We start from the raw sequence: 15,635 nt of genomic DNA, 5'->3' as shown, positions 1-15,635 counted from the left end.
GGAGTTACCATGAATACGTCAGTTGTTTCACCGGGTCGCGCAGGCCTGATATTGCTGTTAACCGGCCAGATGCTGCCGATGATTGATACCTCAATCACCAACGTGGCGCTGGACGCCATCACCCACTCGCTGCACGCCACCGCCACCGAGCTGGAGCTCATTGTCGCTCTCTACGGCGTGGCCTTTGCCGTCTGCCTTGCGCTCGGCAGCAAGCTGGGGGATAACCGTGGCCGCCGTCGCCTGTTTATGTGGGGCGTGGCAGTTTTTGGGCTGGCCTCGCTGCTGTGCGGGATGGCGGGAAATATTGAACTACTGCTGGCCGCACGCATCGTTCAGGGCGCGGGGGCAGCGCTCATCATGCCGCAGATCCTCGCCACGCTGCACGTCACGCTAAAAGGGAGCGCCCACGCGAAAGCCATTAGCCTGTTTGGCGGCATTGGCGGGATTGCGTTTATCGTCGGGCAGATGGGCGGCGGCTGGCTGGTGTCGGCGGATATTGCCGGGCTGGGCTGGCGTAACGCCTTCTTTATCAACGTGCCGATTTGTCTGGTGGTGCTGGCGTTAAGCCGCCGCTACGTGCCGGAAACCCGACGTGAAACGCCGTCGCGCATCGACTGGACAGGCACCGTGCTGCTGGCCCTCATTCTTTGCTGCCTGCTGTTCCCGATGGCGCTCGGTCCGCAGTGGCACTGGCCGTGGTCGCTGAAGGTTATGCTTCTTGCCATTATTCCGCTGGCCTGGCTGATGGCGCAGAACGCACGCAAAAAGGAGCGAGAGAATGCCCATCCGCTGATCCCGCCACGCCTGCTTCAGCTTCGCAGCGTTCGCTTTGGCATCGTGATTGCGCTGCTCTTTTTCAGCGTCTGGTCCGGGTTTATGTTCTGTATGGCGCTGACCATGCAGACCGGTCTGGGGATGGCGCCGTGGCAGTCCGGGAACAGCTTTATCGCCCTGGGCGTGACCTATTTTATCTCTGCCTGGTTCGCGCCACGGTTAATTGCCCGCTACAGTACCAGCACGATTCTGCTGACGGGTCTGGCAATTCAGATAATCGGCCTGCTGGCGCTCATCGCGACGTTCCGGCTTTGGGGCGTGAACAATACCGCGCTGACGCTGGCCCCTGCCACCGGGCTGGTGGGCTACGGTCAGGCGCTGATTGTAAACAGCTTCTACCGCATCGGGATGCGCGACATCCAGCCTGACGACGCAGGGGTCGCAAGCGCCATTCTCAGCACGCTGCAGCAGGCCGCGCTGGGTCTGGGACCGGCCATTTTCGGGGCGATTTTGCTGCACGGGCTGCAGCATTACTACGGGGATTACGCGCAGGCGATTAACCTTTTCCTGGCGGTGGAAACCGGCCTGATGGTTATCCTGGCGCTGGCGACGCTGCGCATGCGTCATCGTCTCTGCCTGCCGGTAGTGAAGGTCTGTGAGGCCGCCAAATAACCCTGTGAATTTGCATAATAGATCCGCAGCCGCCATTATGGGGCTGCAACAATACAGGAGACGTTATGCAGGAATTAATTGCTCAGGTTGAAGAGTTAGGGATTGAAATTAATCACACCACCTCTTTAGTGATTATCTTTGGTATTATTTTTCTCACCGCCATCATTGTTCATTTTATTTTGCACAAACTGGTGCTGCGCGCATTCGAGAAACGCGCGCAGGCCAGTAGCCATTTATGGCTGCAAATCATTACCCAGAATAAATTATTTCACCGTCTGGCCTTTACCCTGCAGGGGATAATCGTCAACGTTCAGGCGGTACTGTGGCTGCAAAAAGGCAGCGAAGCGGCGGAAATACTCACCACCTGCGCGAAGCTGTGGGTGATGGTGTATGCCCTGCTCTCCTTCTTCTCGCTGCTGGACGTGATATTTAATCTGTCGCAAAAGATGGCGACCGCCTCGCAGCTGCCGCTGAAGGGGATCTTCCAGGGCATCAAGCTGGTGAGCGCTATCCTGGTGGGGATATTGATTATCTCCCTGCTGATCGGCCAGTCCCCGGCGATTCTGATCAGCGGTCTGGGTGCGATGGCCGCCGTCCTGATGCTGGTGTTTAAAGACCCGATACTCGGCCTTGTGGCGGGTATTCAGCTTTCCGCCAACGATATGCTCAAGCTCGGCGACTGGCTGGAGATGCCGAAGTACGGCGCTAATGGTACGGTGACGGACATCGGCCTGACGACCGTTAAAGTACGCAACTTCGATAACACCATCACCACCATTCCGACGTGGGCGCTGGTCTCCGACGCCTTTATCAACTGGAGCGGGATGTCCGCCTCCGGCGGGCGACGCATCAAGCGCAGCCTGAATATCGATACCACCAGCATTCATTTTCTCGACGAGCAGGAGCAGCAGAAGCTGATTCAGGCAAAACTGCTGAAGCCTTATCTGGCCGCGCGCCATGAGGAAATCAGCCTGTGGAATCAGCAGAACGGCGAAGGGGAATCGGTATTAAACCTGCGCAAGATGACCAATATCGGCACCTTCCGCGCCTACCTGAATGAATATCTGCGTAACCATCCGCGTATTCGTAAAGATATGACGCTGATGGTGCGTCAGCTGGCGCCGGATGCCAACGGGCTGCCGATTGAAATATATGCCTTTACCAATACGGTAATCTGGGCGGAATACGAAGATATTCAGGCCGATATCTTCGACCATATTTTCGCGGTAGTGGATGAGTTTGGCCTGCGTATTCACCAGTCGCCGACCGGGAACGATATTCGCTCCCTGGCAGGCGTTATTGCCAGATAATCAGGTGCTGGCGCGGGAAATAAAGCGCCAGTCCATCATCACCCTTTCCGTGGGCGCATCCGGGTTGTCGATTTTGTTTAAGAGAAGATTGACCGCCTTGCGCCCGATATCCCGCGACGGCTGTTCGATGGTGGTGAGTGAAATCATGTCCGCCAGCTCCGTACCGTCAAAGCCGACCACGGCAATATCCTCTGGCACCCGCAGACCTGCCTGCTGAATGGCGCGCAGCGCGCCTGCCGCCAGCGTATCGGAAACGGCAAATACTGCATCCGGCGGATTATCTTTTAACAGGTTTTGCATCGCCGCCATGCCCGCCCCGGAGCTGAGATCGCTGGCATACTCCACCGCCTGATAGTCCAGATCCCGCAGGTGGATCACGCTCTTGTAGCCGCGTTCGCGCAGGCGGGCATACTTGTAGCTGAGATCGTGGTTGATCATCGCGATACGCTTGCGGCCGCCGTCGGCCAGCTGGCTGACGGCATGCTGTGAAGCGTCCACATCATTGATGCCGACGCAGGAGACCGCGCCCGCATCGGCGTATTCGGCGCACTGCACCCACGGTGCAGAACCAATCAGCGCGGCAAGTTCCGGCAGCTTCGAGAAGGCGTCCATGGTGATAATGCCGTCGACGATTTTGCCGGAGAGCAGGCTCAAGCCCGAGCGGGAGCGCTCGATGTCCGAGCCGGAGTTGCACAGCAGAATGCGGTAGCCGTTTTTCTCCGCCTCGGCTTCGATGCCCTTCACCACTTCGGCGCAGAACGGGTTGGCGATGTTGGACACCATCACCAGGATCATATAGCTGCGGGCGGTGCGCAGCTGACGGGCGAGCAGGTTTGGCTGGTAGTTGCTCTCCTGAATCGCCTGCAGAACGCGCTCGCGGTTTTTCGCCTTCACGGTGTCGCTGTTATTCAGCACGCGGGAGACCGTCGCCACGGAAACCCCGGCCAGCTGAGCGATTTTCTGAATTGACATAGCGACGATACATCCTGCGGTTAGCGTTTTGTGCAGGCTACCATAAATTTGTTGCCCGGCGAACCGGGCAATGCGTCAGCATTCCACGCGCACCCAGCGCTGCTGCTGATGGCTTTTCACAATGGCATCAATGATATACATCACGTTTGCGCCATCGTGAAACGTCGCAAACTGCGGCGTCTCCGGCATTGCGCCCGCCTGCACGGCGCGGTAGAACTGCGCCATCATATTTTTGAAGGCATCCGGCCAGCCTTCAATATGCCCGCCAGGGAAATGGGCGCTGTCGGCAACGTCAGGGTTCATCAGCCCCGGATCGTCGGTGAGCGTCTGGTTTGCCCGGTCGCGATGGCCGATCCACAGCTGCTGCGGGATCTCCTGATCCCATGCCACCGACCGCTCGCTGCCGTTGATCTCAAAGGTCAGACGGTTTTTTCGCCCGGCGCTTACCTGCGAGACGCTAAAGCTGCCTTTGCTGCCGTCGTCAAAGCGGAACAGCACCGAGCCAAAGTCTTCGGTCGTGACTGGTTTGTCTTCATACTCCGCCTGTTCGTCATGGGAGAAGGTTTGATTCCCGCCCTTGCTGGCCCTGCGCGTCGGCCAGACGATGGATAAATCAGCCATCACCTCGGTAATGCGCCGCCCGGTGACGAACTGCACCGTGTCGCACCAGTGGGAGCCGATATCCGCCACCGCGCGCGATGCGCCGCCGAGCGCGGCATCCACCCGCCAGTTGTAGTCGGTTTCCAGCAGCATCCAGTCCTGTAGGTAGCTGCCGTGTGAGGCAAAAATCCGCCCGAGGCTGCTTGCGCGCAGCATGCTCGCCGCCTGACGCACCATCGCAAACTGGCGATAGACGAAGCTCACGCCATGCACCACGCCCGCCTGCTCCGCCAGCGCCACCAGCTCGCGCGCCTCCTCAGGCGTCATGCACAACGGCTTTTCGGAAAACACGTGCTTGCCCGCGCGCAGGATCTGGCGGTTAATCTGTGCGTGCAGGTGGTTCGGCGTGCAGTTGTGCACCACGTGCAAATCAGGGTGCGCGAGCAGCTCCTCAACGCTGCCGTACGCGTGCGGTACGTTTAGCAGGCGCGCCTTTTCCTGCGCCTTAACGAGCGAGCCGTCGCACAGCGCGACCACCTGAACAAACCCGAGGCGCCTGAGCGCCTCGATATGTGCCGGGCCAATAAACCCGCTGCCGACGATCCCGACGTTAATCATGACTGCCCCCTGCGGCGAAATCGTCAAACGCCCGTCCGGAAACGGGAATGATATGGCGGCGAATAAATTCGCTGCCTTCACTCGCCCCGGTATCACCATCCTTCAGGCAGCACTCCCACTCCAGCACCGCCCAGCCGTCGTAGTCGTACTGGGTCAGCTTGCTGAAAATGCCCTTAAAGTCGATCTGCCCGTCACCGGGCGAACGGAAGCGACCGGCGCGGTTGATCCACGGCTGGTAGCCGCCGTACACGCCGCTGCGTCCGCTGGGGCGAAACTCGGCATCCTTCACGTGGAACGCTTTAATACGCGCATGGAAGATGTCGATAAAGGCCAGATAGTCTATCTGCTGGAGCAGCATATGGCTCGGATCAAAGAGGATGTTGCAGCGAGGATGGTTATCCACCAGCGCCAGAAAACGCTCGAAGGTCACGCCGTCGTGCAGATCTTCCCCGGGATGCAGTTCAAAGCAGACGTCCACCCCCTGCTCGCCAAAGGTATCCAGAATTGGCCGCCAGCGGGTTGCCAGCTCCTCGAACGCTTCCTGAAAACGCTGCTCGTTATGCGGCGGCCACGGATAGAAAAACGGCCACGCCAGCGAGCCGGAGAAGGTGGCGTGCGCTTTCAGACCTAATCTTGCCGAGGCGACCGCCGCCTGCTTCAGCTTCTCCGTGGCCCACGCCCGACGGGCAGCATCGTTACCGCGCACTGATGCGGGCGCGAAGTGGTCAAACGCGTCGCTGTAGGCGGGGTTCACCGCCACGAGCTGCCCTTCCAGATGGGTAGACAGCTCGCTGATAACCAGCCCGTGCGCGGCCAGCGTAGCGGCGATGTCATCGCAGTAGGCCTGGCTCTCTGCGGCTTTCTCGACGTCAAAGATGTGCGGATGGTTGCAGGGGATCTGCACCGCCTTATAACCTTTACCTGCCGCCCATTCAGCCAGCCCGTCGAGCGAATTAAACGGCGCTTCTGCGCCAATAAACTGCGACAGAAAAATGCCGGGTCCTTTCATCGTCCTCATACCACCTCCTGAACGTTACGCCTTGTCATCGTCATACTTAAACGTGAGAAGGAAAATCAGCGCGATCGCCGCGGCCGCTACCGCCGGGATCCACCAGAATGTCACCCACGCCTGCGGCACGGTCTGCCCTGCCACCAGGCGGTTATAGAGCGCGCCGGAAATCTGCGAGCCGAGCAGCATGCCGATGCCGTAGGTGAACATCACGATCATGCTCTGGGCCTGGCCTTTGACCTTTTCGCCTGCCACCCGGTCGGTGTAGATAAAGCCGACGACAAAGAAGAAATCGTAGCAGACGCCGTGGAGCAGAATGCCGAGATACAGCAGAATGCGCCCCTCCTCGCTGACGCCCAGCGCGAACATGGCGTAGCGCACAAACCACGCCAGCATGCCGATCAGCAGCATGACCTTCACCCCCAGGCGGCGGAATAGCAGCGGAATGACCAGCATGAAGAAGATCTCGGACATCTGCCCGAAGGACATGGCGGTGCTGACGTCGGCAATTCCTGCATCCGCCAGATACGAGGCGGTGTAGGCGTAATAGGTGCCGAGCGGGACGGAGATCAGCATCGCGCAGACGGAGAAGACGAAAAAGTGGCGGGTTTTGAGCAACGCAAAGGCATCCGCGCAGAAGAGATCGCGCACCTTCACCGGCAGGCCTTTCGCGGGCGCAGGCGTGTGCGGCAGCGTCAGGCTGTAAAGCGCCAGCAGCACGGAGCTGGCCGCCGCTACCTTAAAGATGGTAACGCTGGACGCCACGCCGGTGACGCCGATGAAAATGCCCGCCACGATCCAGCCGATGGTGCCGAACACGCGCACCACCGGGAAGGTTTTATCCACGTTCGCCAGGCTATGGAACGCGATGTTGTTGGTCAGCGCCAGCGTCGGCATGTAGCAGAGCGTGTAGCCAAACAGCAGGCCAATCAGCAGCGCGCCGTTCTCGGCAATCAGCGCCCCCGGCACGAACCAGAGGATCGCCGCGCCCGCGAGGTGCATCACCGCCATCACCTTCTGCGAAGCGAAGAAGCGGTCCACCAGCATCCCGAGCACGAACGGCGAAAGAATCGAGGCGATGGGCCCGGCGGAGAAGGCATCGCCAATCAGCAGAGACATGTTGTGCTGGGTCATCACCAGGCCGAGCGTGACCGACCAGCTACCCCAGATAAAAAATTGCAGAAACATCATCAGCGACAGCCGCGGCACCAGCAGCCGGTGCTGTGTTATCGCCTTTTCACTACTTTCAGTTGACACCATGATAAGCCTCACCCGGAAAAAGCAATCGATTACAAAACAACTCAGATGAAAAGTAATCGATTACAAAATAAAGATCCTGTGGATCGTAGAAGATTTGGGAGGGGGGTCACGATAAAGATGAAGCAGTGTTTTGTAGGCCCGGTAAGCGCAGCGCCACCGGGCGTGAAGGCAGGTGCGGTCTGTTGCCCTCACCCCGGCCCTCTCCCACAGGGAGAGGGAGAAAACCGCGCTACTTTTTGCGTGAAAGCTTAAACGCGATAAACAGGAACACCACCCATACCGGCAGCAGCATTGCTGAAAGTCGCATCTCATCCATGGTGCACATCAGCACCAGAATCAGCCCAAGGAAGGCGATACAGAGGTAGTTCCCCGCCGGGTAGAGCAGCGCCTTAAACTGCGTTTCGCGCCCTTTGCGGCGCATCGCCGCGCGAAAGCGCAGGTGCGCCAGGCAGATCATGATCCAGTTCAGCAGCAGCGTCGCCACAACCAGCGCCATCAGCAGGCCAAAGGCCTGTTTCGGCAGCAGGTAGTTAATTAGCACTACCAGAGACGTAATCGCGCCGGAAAGGAACAGCGAATTCACCGGCACGCCGCGGCGGCTGACGCGGGTGAGGAACTTCGGCGCGTTGCCCTGTACGGAGAGGCCAAACAGCATACGACTGTTGGAGTAGACCCCGCTGTTGTACACCGACAAAGAGGCCACCAGAATGACGAAGTTCAGTGCCGAAGCGACCACGTTGCTGTTGAGATCGTGGAAAATCATCACGAACGGGCTGCTGTCGGACTTCACTTCCACCCACGGGTAAAGCGCCAGCAGCACCACCAGCGAGCCGATATAGAACAGCAGAATACGGTACACCACCTGGTTGACCGCTTTAGGAATGCTTTTGTGCGGATCGCGCGCTTCGGCCGCGGTAATGCCAATCAGCTCCAGACCGCCGAAGGAGAACATAATCACCGCCAGCGAGAGGATGAGCCCTTTCCAGCCGGTCGCCAGAAAGCCGCCGTGCTGCCACAGGTTGTCGATAGTGGCCCGCTCGCCGCCGTGGCCGGAGAACAGCAGCCACAGGCCAAAGCCGATCATGCCGATAATCGCCAGCACCTTAATCAGCGCAAACCAGAACTCGGTTTCACCGTACAGGCGCACGTTGACGAGGTTAACGGCGTTAATGATGATGAAGAAGGCCGCCGCCCAGATCCACGTGGGCACGTCCGGCAGCCAGTACTGCATGTAGATGCCTGCAGCGGTCAGCTCCGCCATCCCCACCAGCACGAACATCACCCAGTAGTTCCAGCCGGAGAGGAAGCCTGCGAACGGGCCCCAGTATTTATAGGCAAAGTGCGCGAAGGAGCCTGACACCGGCTCTTCAACGACCATCTCGCCGAGCTGGCGCATGATCAGGAAGGCGATAATCCCGGCGATAGCGTAACCCAGCAGAACCGCCGGGCCGGCCATCTGAATGGCGGGGCCGATGCCGAGAAACAGCCCGGTACCGATTGCGCCACCGAGGGCAATTAACTGAATATGTCGATTTTGCAAACCACGTTGCAGCGTCGGATTCTGATCCGACGAGGCTTCAGCGCGACCATGGCCTGAAGCGGATGACGCGTCTTTCACGCCCTACCCCTGTCTCTTTTTTAGAAGGGGCACGTTTTAACACTTCATGCTGGTGGTAGCAAGCTTAACGCCGGGCCAGCGCGTGCGCCCGGCGGATAAACGTCACGACCCGATAATTCCGCCGTCTGCTTTAACGATCACCACCGTGGACGATCGCGGGCGTCCGTTCGGACTGGCGTCCGGCCAGTTAGAGACGGCGCGAGGATTGGCCGGGTCGGTAATATCATCCCCGCCCTCCCCTGGGTGCTGAATGTTGATAAACAGCGTGCGGTTGTCCGGCGTAAACGCAATGCCGGTGATCTCACACCCGCGCGGCCCGGTCAGGAAACGGCGATACTCGTTGGTGCCCGGAATGGTCGCCACCATCTGGTTATTGCCCATCCCCTCATACGCTTTCTTATTGATGGTGCTGGAGGAGACGTCGGTCTGGATCCACAGGACGCCCTGATGATCGAAAGAGAGTCCGTCCGGACTGCCGAATGCCGCGCCCTGCATGGAGCCTTTGGCCTTCGGATCGTCGCCGTCGGTGCGTCCGGCCATGACCAGAATATCCCACTTAAAGCGTGCGGCAGCAGGGTCCGCGCCGTCTTCGTGCCAGTGCATGATATGCCCAAACACGTTGTTGGCGCGCGGGTTGGCGGCATCCACCGGCGCTTTCCCCTCTTTCCCGCGATCGCTGTTGTTGGTGAGCGTACAGTAGACGCTGCCGCTGGCGTGCGGATCGACGGCTATCCATTCGGGGCGATCCATTTTGGTCGCCCCCACCGCGTCGGCCGCCAGGCGAGTTTTAATCAGCAGATCGCCCTGGCTTTCAAACCCTTTACTCTTATCCAGGCCATTTTGCCCGAAGATCAGCGGCAGCCAGTCTCCGCTCCCGTCCTCGTTGAACCTGGCGACGTACAGCGTGCCGGAGGTCAGCAGCTGCATATTGGCTTCACGGTTCGCGGGATCGTATTTTTTGTCCGAGACAAACTTATAGATGTACTCAAACTTCTGATCGTCCCCCATGTAGACCACCACGCGGTTATCGGCGGCGAGCGTGACGGCTGCCCCCTCATGCTTGAAGCGACCGAGCGCGGTGTGCTTGCGCGGTGTGGAGGTGGGGTTGTAGGGATCGATCTCCACCACCCAGCCGAAACGGTTGGGTTCGTTAGGGGTTTTATCCACGCTGAACCGCTCGTCCACCTCGTTCCAGCGGTAGGATTCATCGCTGTCGCTGATGCCGTAGCGTTTTTCCAGCGGATTGAGATCGGCTTTTTTGACAAAAATATCCGACCAGTTTTCCTCGCAGGTAAGATAGGTGCCCCACGGCGTGTGGCCGTTAGCGCAGTTTTGCATGGTGCCCAGCACGCGCTCCCCCTGCGGGTCGGCGGCGGTTTTCATTAAGTCCTGATGCCGCGCCGGGCCGGTAAGCTGCATCGGCGTATTGACGGTGATGCGGCGGGCATATGAAGACGGGCGTACCACCTGCCAGTCGCTGCCCGCTTTTTTCACTTCCACTACCGACACGCCCATCGCGTTCTGCCCCTTGCGGGCCTTGTCGAGGCTCCAGTTCGCCGTACCGTCGGTAAACAGCATCCCGTTGTCGATGTATTCATGGTTCATCGCCAGCAGGCCATGCTCCGGGTTTTGCTCCCCCTGCGGCAGGCTAAACCACGCCATGCCGTCGTGGTGCATGCCCGCCTGCACGGCCTGTTCGTCCGTGGTGTTGCTGGCGTCCGGCTTAAAGGCCGGCATGTTGTTTTTGATCCCCGTCGGGTCACCCCAGCGATAGAACGGGCGGGCAATATAGCCTTCCGGCACCCTGACCGTATCTTCGGTGGAGACGTCGATGCTGGTAAAGCCCAGGGAAACTGCTTTTGCCAGCGCGGAAGGTTTCGATACCGCGGCAATGGCGTTCTCAGGTTTGATCAGAAACGGGAATGATACGGCGGCCCCCGCAACGGCCCCCATCTGGAGAAAACGGCGGCGGGAGAGAAACACCTCTGCCACCTCGGAGAATACCGGGTTTGCGCTGCGGTTAGCGATGTCGTCGCGATGTTCTTTTTTAAAAACGGATTTGAGGGGTCTGCCCATAGCGGCTTCCTGTCATTGGCCAAGAGGTAAAGAGTTGGCGACCAGTGTAAGAAGCTTTTATTACAATTTTATAACACGATGACGGAAGGATGGGGGCATCCGTGCCCCGGATAACGAGGTGGAACGCTTAGAACTCGTAGCCAACCGAGACCTTAAAGGTACGCGGTTCGCCCTGAGTGATGTAGGTACCGGAATCGTCCACGCTGGCCCAGTAGTTCTCATTGGTCACGTTGTCGATGCCCGCGCGCACGGTCATCTGGTTTGCGTTGTGGTTCACCGCGAAGCGATAGCGCATGCCCAGATCCAGCGTGGTGTAGCTATCCAGCTTTTTGCTGTTCGCGAGGTCGGCATACTGCGTGCCGGAGTGGTTCACGCGCGCGGTCGCTGTCAGGCCGTCAACCGGCTTGATGTCGTACTCCGCGCCCAGCACGGCGTAGAAGTTCGGAATACCAATTGCATCGTTGCCCTGATTCACGCCGTTTTTGGTTTTGGTTAGCTCCGCCTGCAGCCAGGTGGCGCTGGCGTTCAGACGCATCCCGAGCATCGGCTCGCCGAAGACGTTTAGCTCCACGCCACGGTTGCGCTGCTCCGCATCCAGGCCGTAGTGATTGTTAGCATCGAGGATCGCCGAGGGCATTTTAATCTCAAACAGCGCCAGAGAGCCGCCCACGCGCCCGAAGTCCGCCTTCACGCCCACTTCGTTCTGCTTAGAGTGAACGATGCCGGTGCTCTGGCCGTAGTTGGTGGCGGTGTTAGGTGCGGTTTTGCCCGGCTGCAGCGCTTCGGTGTGGTTGGCGTAGAGGGAAATTTCTTCCCACGGTTTGTAAACCACGCCGTAGGTTGGCATCCAGCGGCTGCCGTCGAAGCCGTCCGCGTCGTTCTCTGCGCCGGTAATTTTGTTATACCCGCGAACGACCACTTTCTGATGGCGCGCGCCTGCGGTGAACAGCAGCTTGTCATCAAGCACGCCCAGGGTATCGCTCAGCAGCCAGCCCTGGGTGCGGGTGCGCCCGCTGGTCAGCGGATCGCTGTATTTACCGCCGGAGCCGTTGAAGTTGGTGCTGTCCGGCATATCCACGCCGGTGTTGTGGTAGATGTTGGTGGTCGGGTTATCCTTCGCCGCCGACATTTTCCACGCGATTTTTTCGTTTTTGGTCATCGCGGAATAGCCAACGTTGACCTTGTGCGATACGAAGCCGGTAGTGAAGTTACCGCGAATGCCCGCCATCCCGCTGACGGAATCGCTGATGCGGTTGGTATCCAGACGGCTGACCGTTGCGTTACCGCTCTTGTCCACCAGCTTCGGCGCGCTGTAGATCCCCTCTTCGTGCGCGTGCTGCGCGCCCAGGCCTGTATAGGCCGTCCAGCTATCGGTGATGTCATACTCGCTGCGCCACATCCCGAACTCGTTTTCGATATCGCTGTAGGCCCACTTCTGCGAGAAGTTACGATCGTTTTTCGGTGGTTCAGGCACGAAGTCCACCGCCGAGATGTTGACGCTGGTCGGGCTGCCGTGGAAGGTTTTCTTCTGATAGCCCAGATCCAGCGAGGTGCGGAAGCGGTCGCCTTTGTAGTCCAGGCCGGTAGAGAGCAGCGTGGTGCGGCGGCGGTCGTTCGGTACGCCGGTTTCCCCTTCACGATGCACGAGGTTCACGCGCGCGCCGAACTGGTCGTTATCGCCAAAGCGACGGCCCGCATCCAGGGTGGTGCCAATCTGGGAATCCGAGGTGTAGTCCACGCCCACTTTCGCCTGCGGGGTGTCGCCCGCGTGTTTAGGCTCAAGGTTAATCATCCCGCCCACGCCCGAGCTTGCCGCGCCGTTCATCAGGGAGTTGGCCCCTTTGAAGATCTCAATGCGGTCAACCATCTGGGCATCCACCACCTGACGCGGCAGCACGCCGGAGAGGCCACCGAAGGTCATGTCGTCGCCGTCAAACTTCAGGCCGCGAATGCGGAAGGTTTCTGCGCTGTTGCCGTAACCCTGAACAAACTGCACGCCCGCGTCGTTGGCGACCACGTCAGCAATGGTTTTCGCCTGCTGATCTTCCACCAGCTTTGAGGTGTAGCTGATGATGTTGAACGGCACGTCCATGGCGTTCTGCTGGCCGAGCATCCCCATTCGCCCGCCGTTCGCCACCTGTCCGTCAAGGAAGGCCGGCACCAGCTGGTCGCCACCGGGTTTAAAGTCGCCGGCAGGTGCAGACTGCACAACGATGGTGTCTTCTTTTTTATCCTCTGCCGCCCAGGCGGAATGTGTAACCGCGCCAATGGCGAGCGCCAGCAGCGTTTTGTGCATTTTGGTGTTGTTCATCGTTAACTCGTTTGAAAGTGCGCGCAAAAATAGCCCGTGGACGGGCCTTAGAATATATTGGTTGCAATGCAAATGAGAACTATACGCATTATCTATGCTTTGGCAAGCGCAAATCTCTGCAGGATCCTGCTCAAGTTAATGCGTGATAAAAGGGGATGCTCACCTTGCGCTGAACCATTTAAGTGAACACGCACGGAAAATTGAGGCCATTTTGGCAACCATGACGCAAATACGACACAAGGAGAAAATCAGGCTGGTTTGAAACTGGCGTAAGTGCCTGTTTCTAAATGGCACGCCCTGTAGGATTCGAACCTACGACCTACGGCTTAGAAGGCCGTTGCTCTATCCAACTGAGCTAAGGGCGCACTGAGAAGAGTGAACTTCGCGGTGGTGAAACGCGAAGAATTATACGGTCAATGTCAGGTGAGTCAATGCCTTTTCCGTTTTCGGGGGCAATTACCGCTAGCCGATTGTAAATACGGCTATTTTCTCAACATTTCTCGCTGTTTCACCGTAAAATTTAGCGCTGCGAAAAGGCTTAGTTGCATTTAAGTAACGCCTGCTGTTTTCCTGCTCGTCGGCTCGTCACACTAGAGCGAGGTTTCCCGGCCGCCTGGAGGCTGACAGACAACAGGACAATGGAGTGACAGCGCAAAACCCGTTCGATACGCCCCCCCGGTTACAGTTTATTTCTCAGGACATCGTCGGCATCAAACTGGAGCCTGTCGTCGCCCTCACCTCTCAGCGTCAGGTTGGCGTGGAGGTGCTTAGCATTCTGTCCGAAACGCAGCACAGCGAGGATTTTTTCCGCCATCAGTCGGCAGGCTGGTCAATGACGCTGCTTGAAGCGCAGCTTGCCGCACTAAAAAAGACGCCGCACGGTAATAACCTTTTTATTAATCTGCCGATAACCGTTCTGACAGAGCCAGCGTCTTTTCAGCGGCTCATCAATCTGAAAAACACGCCGCTGAATATCGAGATTGTTGACCTCTCTGCCTTTCTGGCGTTCTCTGCCGCACAGAAGCAGCGCGTCATTCAAAACCTGTCGAAACTCCGGGAACAGGGGCACAGTATATGGCTGGATGACATCGACGAAACGGTCATTCAGCCGTTTTTATTTTGTCGATTACCGTTGAACGGCATCAAAATTGATAAGGGCGCATTCTGGCGTTTACGCGCCACACCCGCGCTGAGGCAGCTGGTTTCACGTTGCTTTCAGCTGGCCGGGAGCGTGCTCATCGAAGGTATTGAGACTGAACGCGATCGCACCTGGGCACTGCAGGCAGGCGCAGATCTCGGCCAGGGATATTACTGGCCGTCCTGGACATGGCCGGAGGATTAAAGAGCCATTTCCAGGAGGGAGACCATGCGAATGACAGTGCGCCGTTACCGGCGGCGGCGTACAGGAAGTGATGCACTGGGATTTACGCACTCACCTTTTGCTCCCCCCTTTTTCGACCGGCTCGAGTTTTTGAGCCAGTCCATCAGCCAGCCCCGAAAAACCGACGCTCCGTTTATCATTCTTGTCACGGAGGATCATTTTCTGCGCACCGGTTTTCTCAATGGGCAGTTTCCCCTGAGCAGCTGTTGCGACTATATTTCACTGGATGATGCGCTCGGCGCTCAGGCACAATGGCCTTCAGCGCGTCTGGTGGTGGATGTAGAAAGCCGTTCCACCGGGCTGATTGATCAACTGGATCAGTTAAGAAGGCATAGCCTGTATCCCCCCTTCCTGACGCCGTGGCTACTGGTCCGGGCAGATAATTATGATACCCGCCTCTTCTGCAAAGCGGCGGGGCCTTTTCACGTGCTGGAACGTCAGATGAACGCGGCAGGGCTTCAACACAGCCTGATGGATGCCCGCCCGCCGCAGGGGTCCGATAAAGACTGGTTTTCCCGCAATGAATGGCCCATTTTGCAGGAGCTTGCCCGCGGTAAGACGCTGCGTCAGATTGCCCTTCTGCAGAATCGCCCCTATAGCCGCATTATCTATCGTCTTAGCTGCATCCTGCTTAAGCTGGGGCTGAGCCATCGCCAGGAATTGTTACACCTTCTTAATAACCTCTCTGACTGCACGTTTTAACTTACGCACTAACTTCTTATTTCCTAAAGCGCTTTAGGAATTTACTTACCACGCATGTTATGAAATGGTTAAATTTTAACAATGTATTCGATTTTATAACTATTCCTAATTTATGGTTCGGAACCATGTGAAATGTCACAGAATGAACCAAAGGCAGCACTTTCCTCCATCCGTTAAGTGAATGCAGAATGCGTTAATAAGATGATAATGATGTAAAAACAAGCAGCTTCGCTTCACTCTTCAGGAGCGGAAAGCAAAGTGGATAGCATGTTCTCCTGCGCGATGATGGCGTGACGTTGATGCGCCTTAAGCACTTTCAGATGAAGGTTTGA

The 15,635-nt window shown here is 58.0% G+C and carries 11 protein-coding genes, 1 tRNA gene and 1 pseudogene; 5 read left to right on the top strand and 8 right to left on the bottom strand.

Features of this window, described 5'->3' with window-relative positions:
- Window positions 1-9: 9 nt before the first annotated feature.
- Both IM299_RS06505 and IM299_RS06500 read left to right on the top strand, forming a co-directional pair.
- A complete protein-coding gene (locus IM299_RS06505; protein ID WP_193357188.1) occupies window positions 10-1,446 on the top strand; it encodes an MFS transporter in 1,437 nt (478 codons plus the stop codon).
- A 65-nt stretch (window positions 1,447-1,511) separates the two neighbouring features.
- Window positions 1,512-2,756: a mechanosensitive ion channel family protein gene (locus IM299_RS06500; protein WP_041911005.1), complete on the top strand. Its 1,245-nt coding sequence runs from the start codon at window positions 1,512-1,514 to the stop codon at window positions 2,754-2,756.
- Here the strand turns inward: IM299_RS06500 and IM299_RS06495 are convergent, their stop codons facing one another.
- From IM299_RS06495 to IM299_RS06465, 7 genes are all read right to left on the bottom strand, one after another.
- Window positions 2,757-3,728: a LacI family DNA-binding transcriptional regulator gene (locus tag IM299_RS06495; RefSeq protein WP_047362669.1), complete on the bottom strand. Its 972-nt coding sequence runs from the start codon at window positions 3,726-3,728 to the stop codon at window positions 2,757-2,759.
- A gap of 75 nt (window positions 3,729-3,803) precedes the next feature.
- Complete coding sequence (locus tag IM299_RS06490) at window positions 3,804-4,946, bottom strand: Gfo/Idh/MocA family protein (protein ID WP_048956978.1); 1,143 nt, start codon at window positions 4,944-4,946, stop codon at window positions 3,804-3,806.
- The gene (locus tag IM299_RS06485; protein WP_193357187.1) at window positions 4,939-5,964 is read right to left on the bottom strand and encodes a sugar phosphate isomerase/epimerase; all 1,026 of its coding nucleotides are present in this window, start codon (window positions 5,962-5,964) and stop codon (window positions 4,939-4,941) included. Before IM299_RS06485 ends, IM299_RS06490 begins: the two co-directional genes overlap by 8 nt.
- A gap of 15 nt (window positions 5,965-5,979) precedes the next feature.
- Entirely contained in the window at window positions 5,980-7,215 is a 1,236-nt protein-coding gene (locus IM299_RS06480; RefSeq protein WP_048956981.1) for an MFS transporter, read from the bottom strand.
- Between the two features lie 229 nt (window positions 7,216-7,444).
- Window positions 7,445-8,833 carry a phenylalanine transporter gene (gene pheP, locus IM299_RS06475; RefSeq protein ID WP_045631412.1) on the bottom strand — a complete coding sequence of 463 codons (1,389 nt, stop codon included), beginning with the start codon at window positions 8,831-8,833 and terminating at the stop codon, window positions 7,445-7,447.
- 102 nt (window positions 8,834-8,935) lie between these two features.
- A complete protein-coding gene (locus IM299_RS06470) occupies window positions 8,936-10,909 on the bottom strand; it encodes a PhoX family phosphatase (protein ID WP_028012236.1) in 1,974 nt (657 codons plus the stop codon).
- Between the two features lie 127 nt (window positions 10,910-11,036).
- Window positions 11,037-13,220 carry a TonB-dependent siderophore receptor gene (locus IM299_RS06465; RefSeq protein ID WP_193357186.1) on the bottom strand — a complete coding sequence of 728 codons (2,184 nt, stop codon included), beginning with the start codon at window positions 13,218-13,220 and terminating at the stop codon, window positions 11,037-11,039.
- 154 nt (window positions 13,221-13,374) lie between these two features.
- Here IM299_RS06465 and IM299_RS06460 point away from each other — a divergent pair.
- Window positions 13,375-13,493: pseudogene (locus IM299_RS06460) on the top strand (hypothetical protein); the annotation flags it as partial.
- A 15-nt stretch (window positions 13,494-13,508) separates the two neighbouring features.
- On the opposite strand, the gene IM299_RS06455 reads toward IM299_RS06460, so the two are convergent.
- Window positions 13,509-13,585: transfer RNA gene (locus IM299_RS06455), tRNA-Arg, on the bottom strand.
- A gap of 278 nt (window positions 13,586-13,863) precedes the next feature.
- On the opposite strand from IM299_RS06455, the gene IM299_RS06450 reads away from it, so the two are divergent.
- Complete coding sequence (locus IM299_RS06450; protein WP_047362396.1) at window positions 13,864-14,562, top strand: EAL domain-containing protein; 699 nt, start codon at window positions 13,864-13,866, stop codon at window positions 14,560-14,562.
- 24 nt (window positions 14,563-14,586) lie between these two features.
- Window positions 14,587-15,303: a response regulator transcription factor gene (locus IM299_RS06445; protein ID WP_041911031.1), complete on the top strand. Its 717-nt coding sequence runs from the start codon at window positions 14,587-14,589 to the stop codon at window positions 15,301-15,303.
- Window positions 15,304-15,635: the final 332 nt, after the last annotated feature.

The sequence above is a fragment of the Enterobacter cloacae complex sp. P47BA genome, assembly GCF_014930485.1.
Classification (GTDB): domain Bacteria; phylum Pseudomonadota; class Gammaproteobacteria; order Enterobacterales; family Enterobacteriaceae; genus Enterobacter; species Enterobacter bugandensis.
The sequence above is the reverse complement of the archived record's forward strand: the minus strand, read 5'-3'. Positions and strand labels throughout refer to the sequence as shown.

Excerpts from the sequence above, each read along its gene's own strand:
- IM299_RS06505 (WP_193357188.1), top strand. The coding sequence starts at position 10 with ATGAATACGTCAGTTGTTTCACCGGGTCGCGCAGGCCTGATATTGCTG.
- IM299_RS06480 (WP_048956981.1), bottom strand. The coding sequence starts at position 7,215 with ATGGTGTCAACTGAAAGTAGTGAAAAGGCGATAACACAGCACCGGCTG.
- IM299_RS06465 (WP_193357186.1), bottom strand. The coding sequence starts at position 13,220 with ATGAACAACACCAAAATGCACAAAACGCTGCTGGCGCTCGCCATTGGC.
- IM299_RS06500 (WP_041911005.1), top strand. The coding sequence starts at position 1,512 with ATGCAGGAATTAATTGCTCAGGTTGAAGAGTTAGGGATTGAAATTAAT.
- IM299_RS06495 (WP_047362669.1), bottom strand. The coding sequence starts at position 3,728 with ATGTCAATTCAGAAAATCGCTCAGCTGGCCGGGGTTTCCGTGGCGACG.
- IM299_RS06470 (WP_028012236.1), bottom strand. The coding sequence starts at position 10,909 with ATGGGCAGACCCCTCAAATCCGTTTTTAAAAAAGAACATCGCGACGAC.
- IM299_RS06445 (WP_041911031.1), top strand. The coding sequence starts at position 14,587 with ATGCGAATGACAGTGCGCCGTTACCGGCGGCGGCGTACAGGAAGTGAT.
- IM299_RS06490 (WP_048956978.1), bottom strand. The coding sequence starts at position 4,946 with ATGATTAACGTCGGGATCGTCGGCAGCGGGTTTATTGGCCCGGCACAT.
- IM299_RS06485 (WP_193357187.1), bottom strand. The coding sequence starts at position 5,964 with ATGAGGACGATGAAAGGACCCGGCATTTTTCTGTCGCAGTTTATTGGC.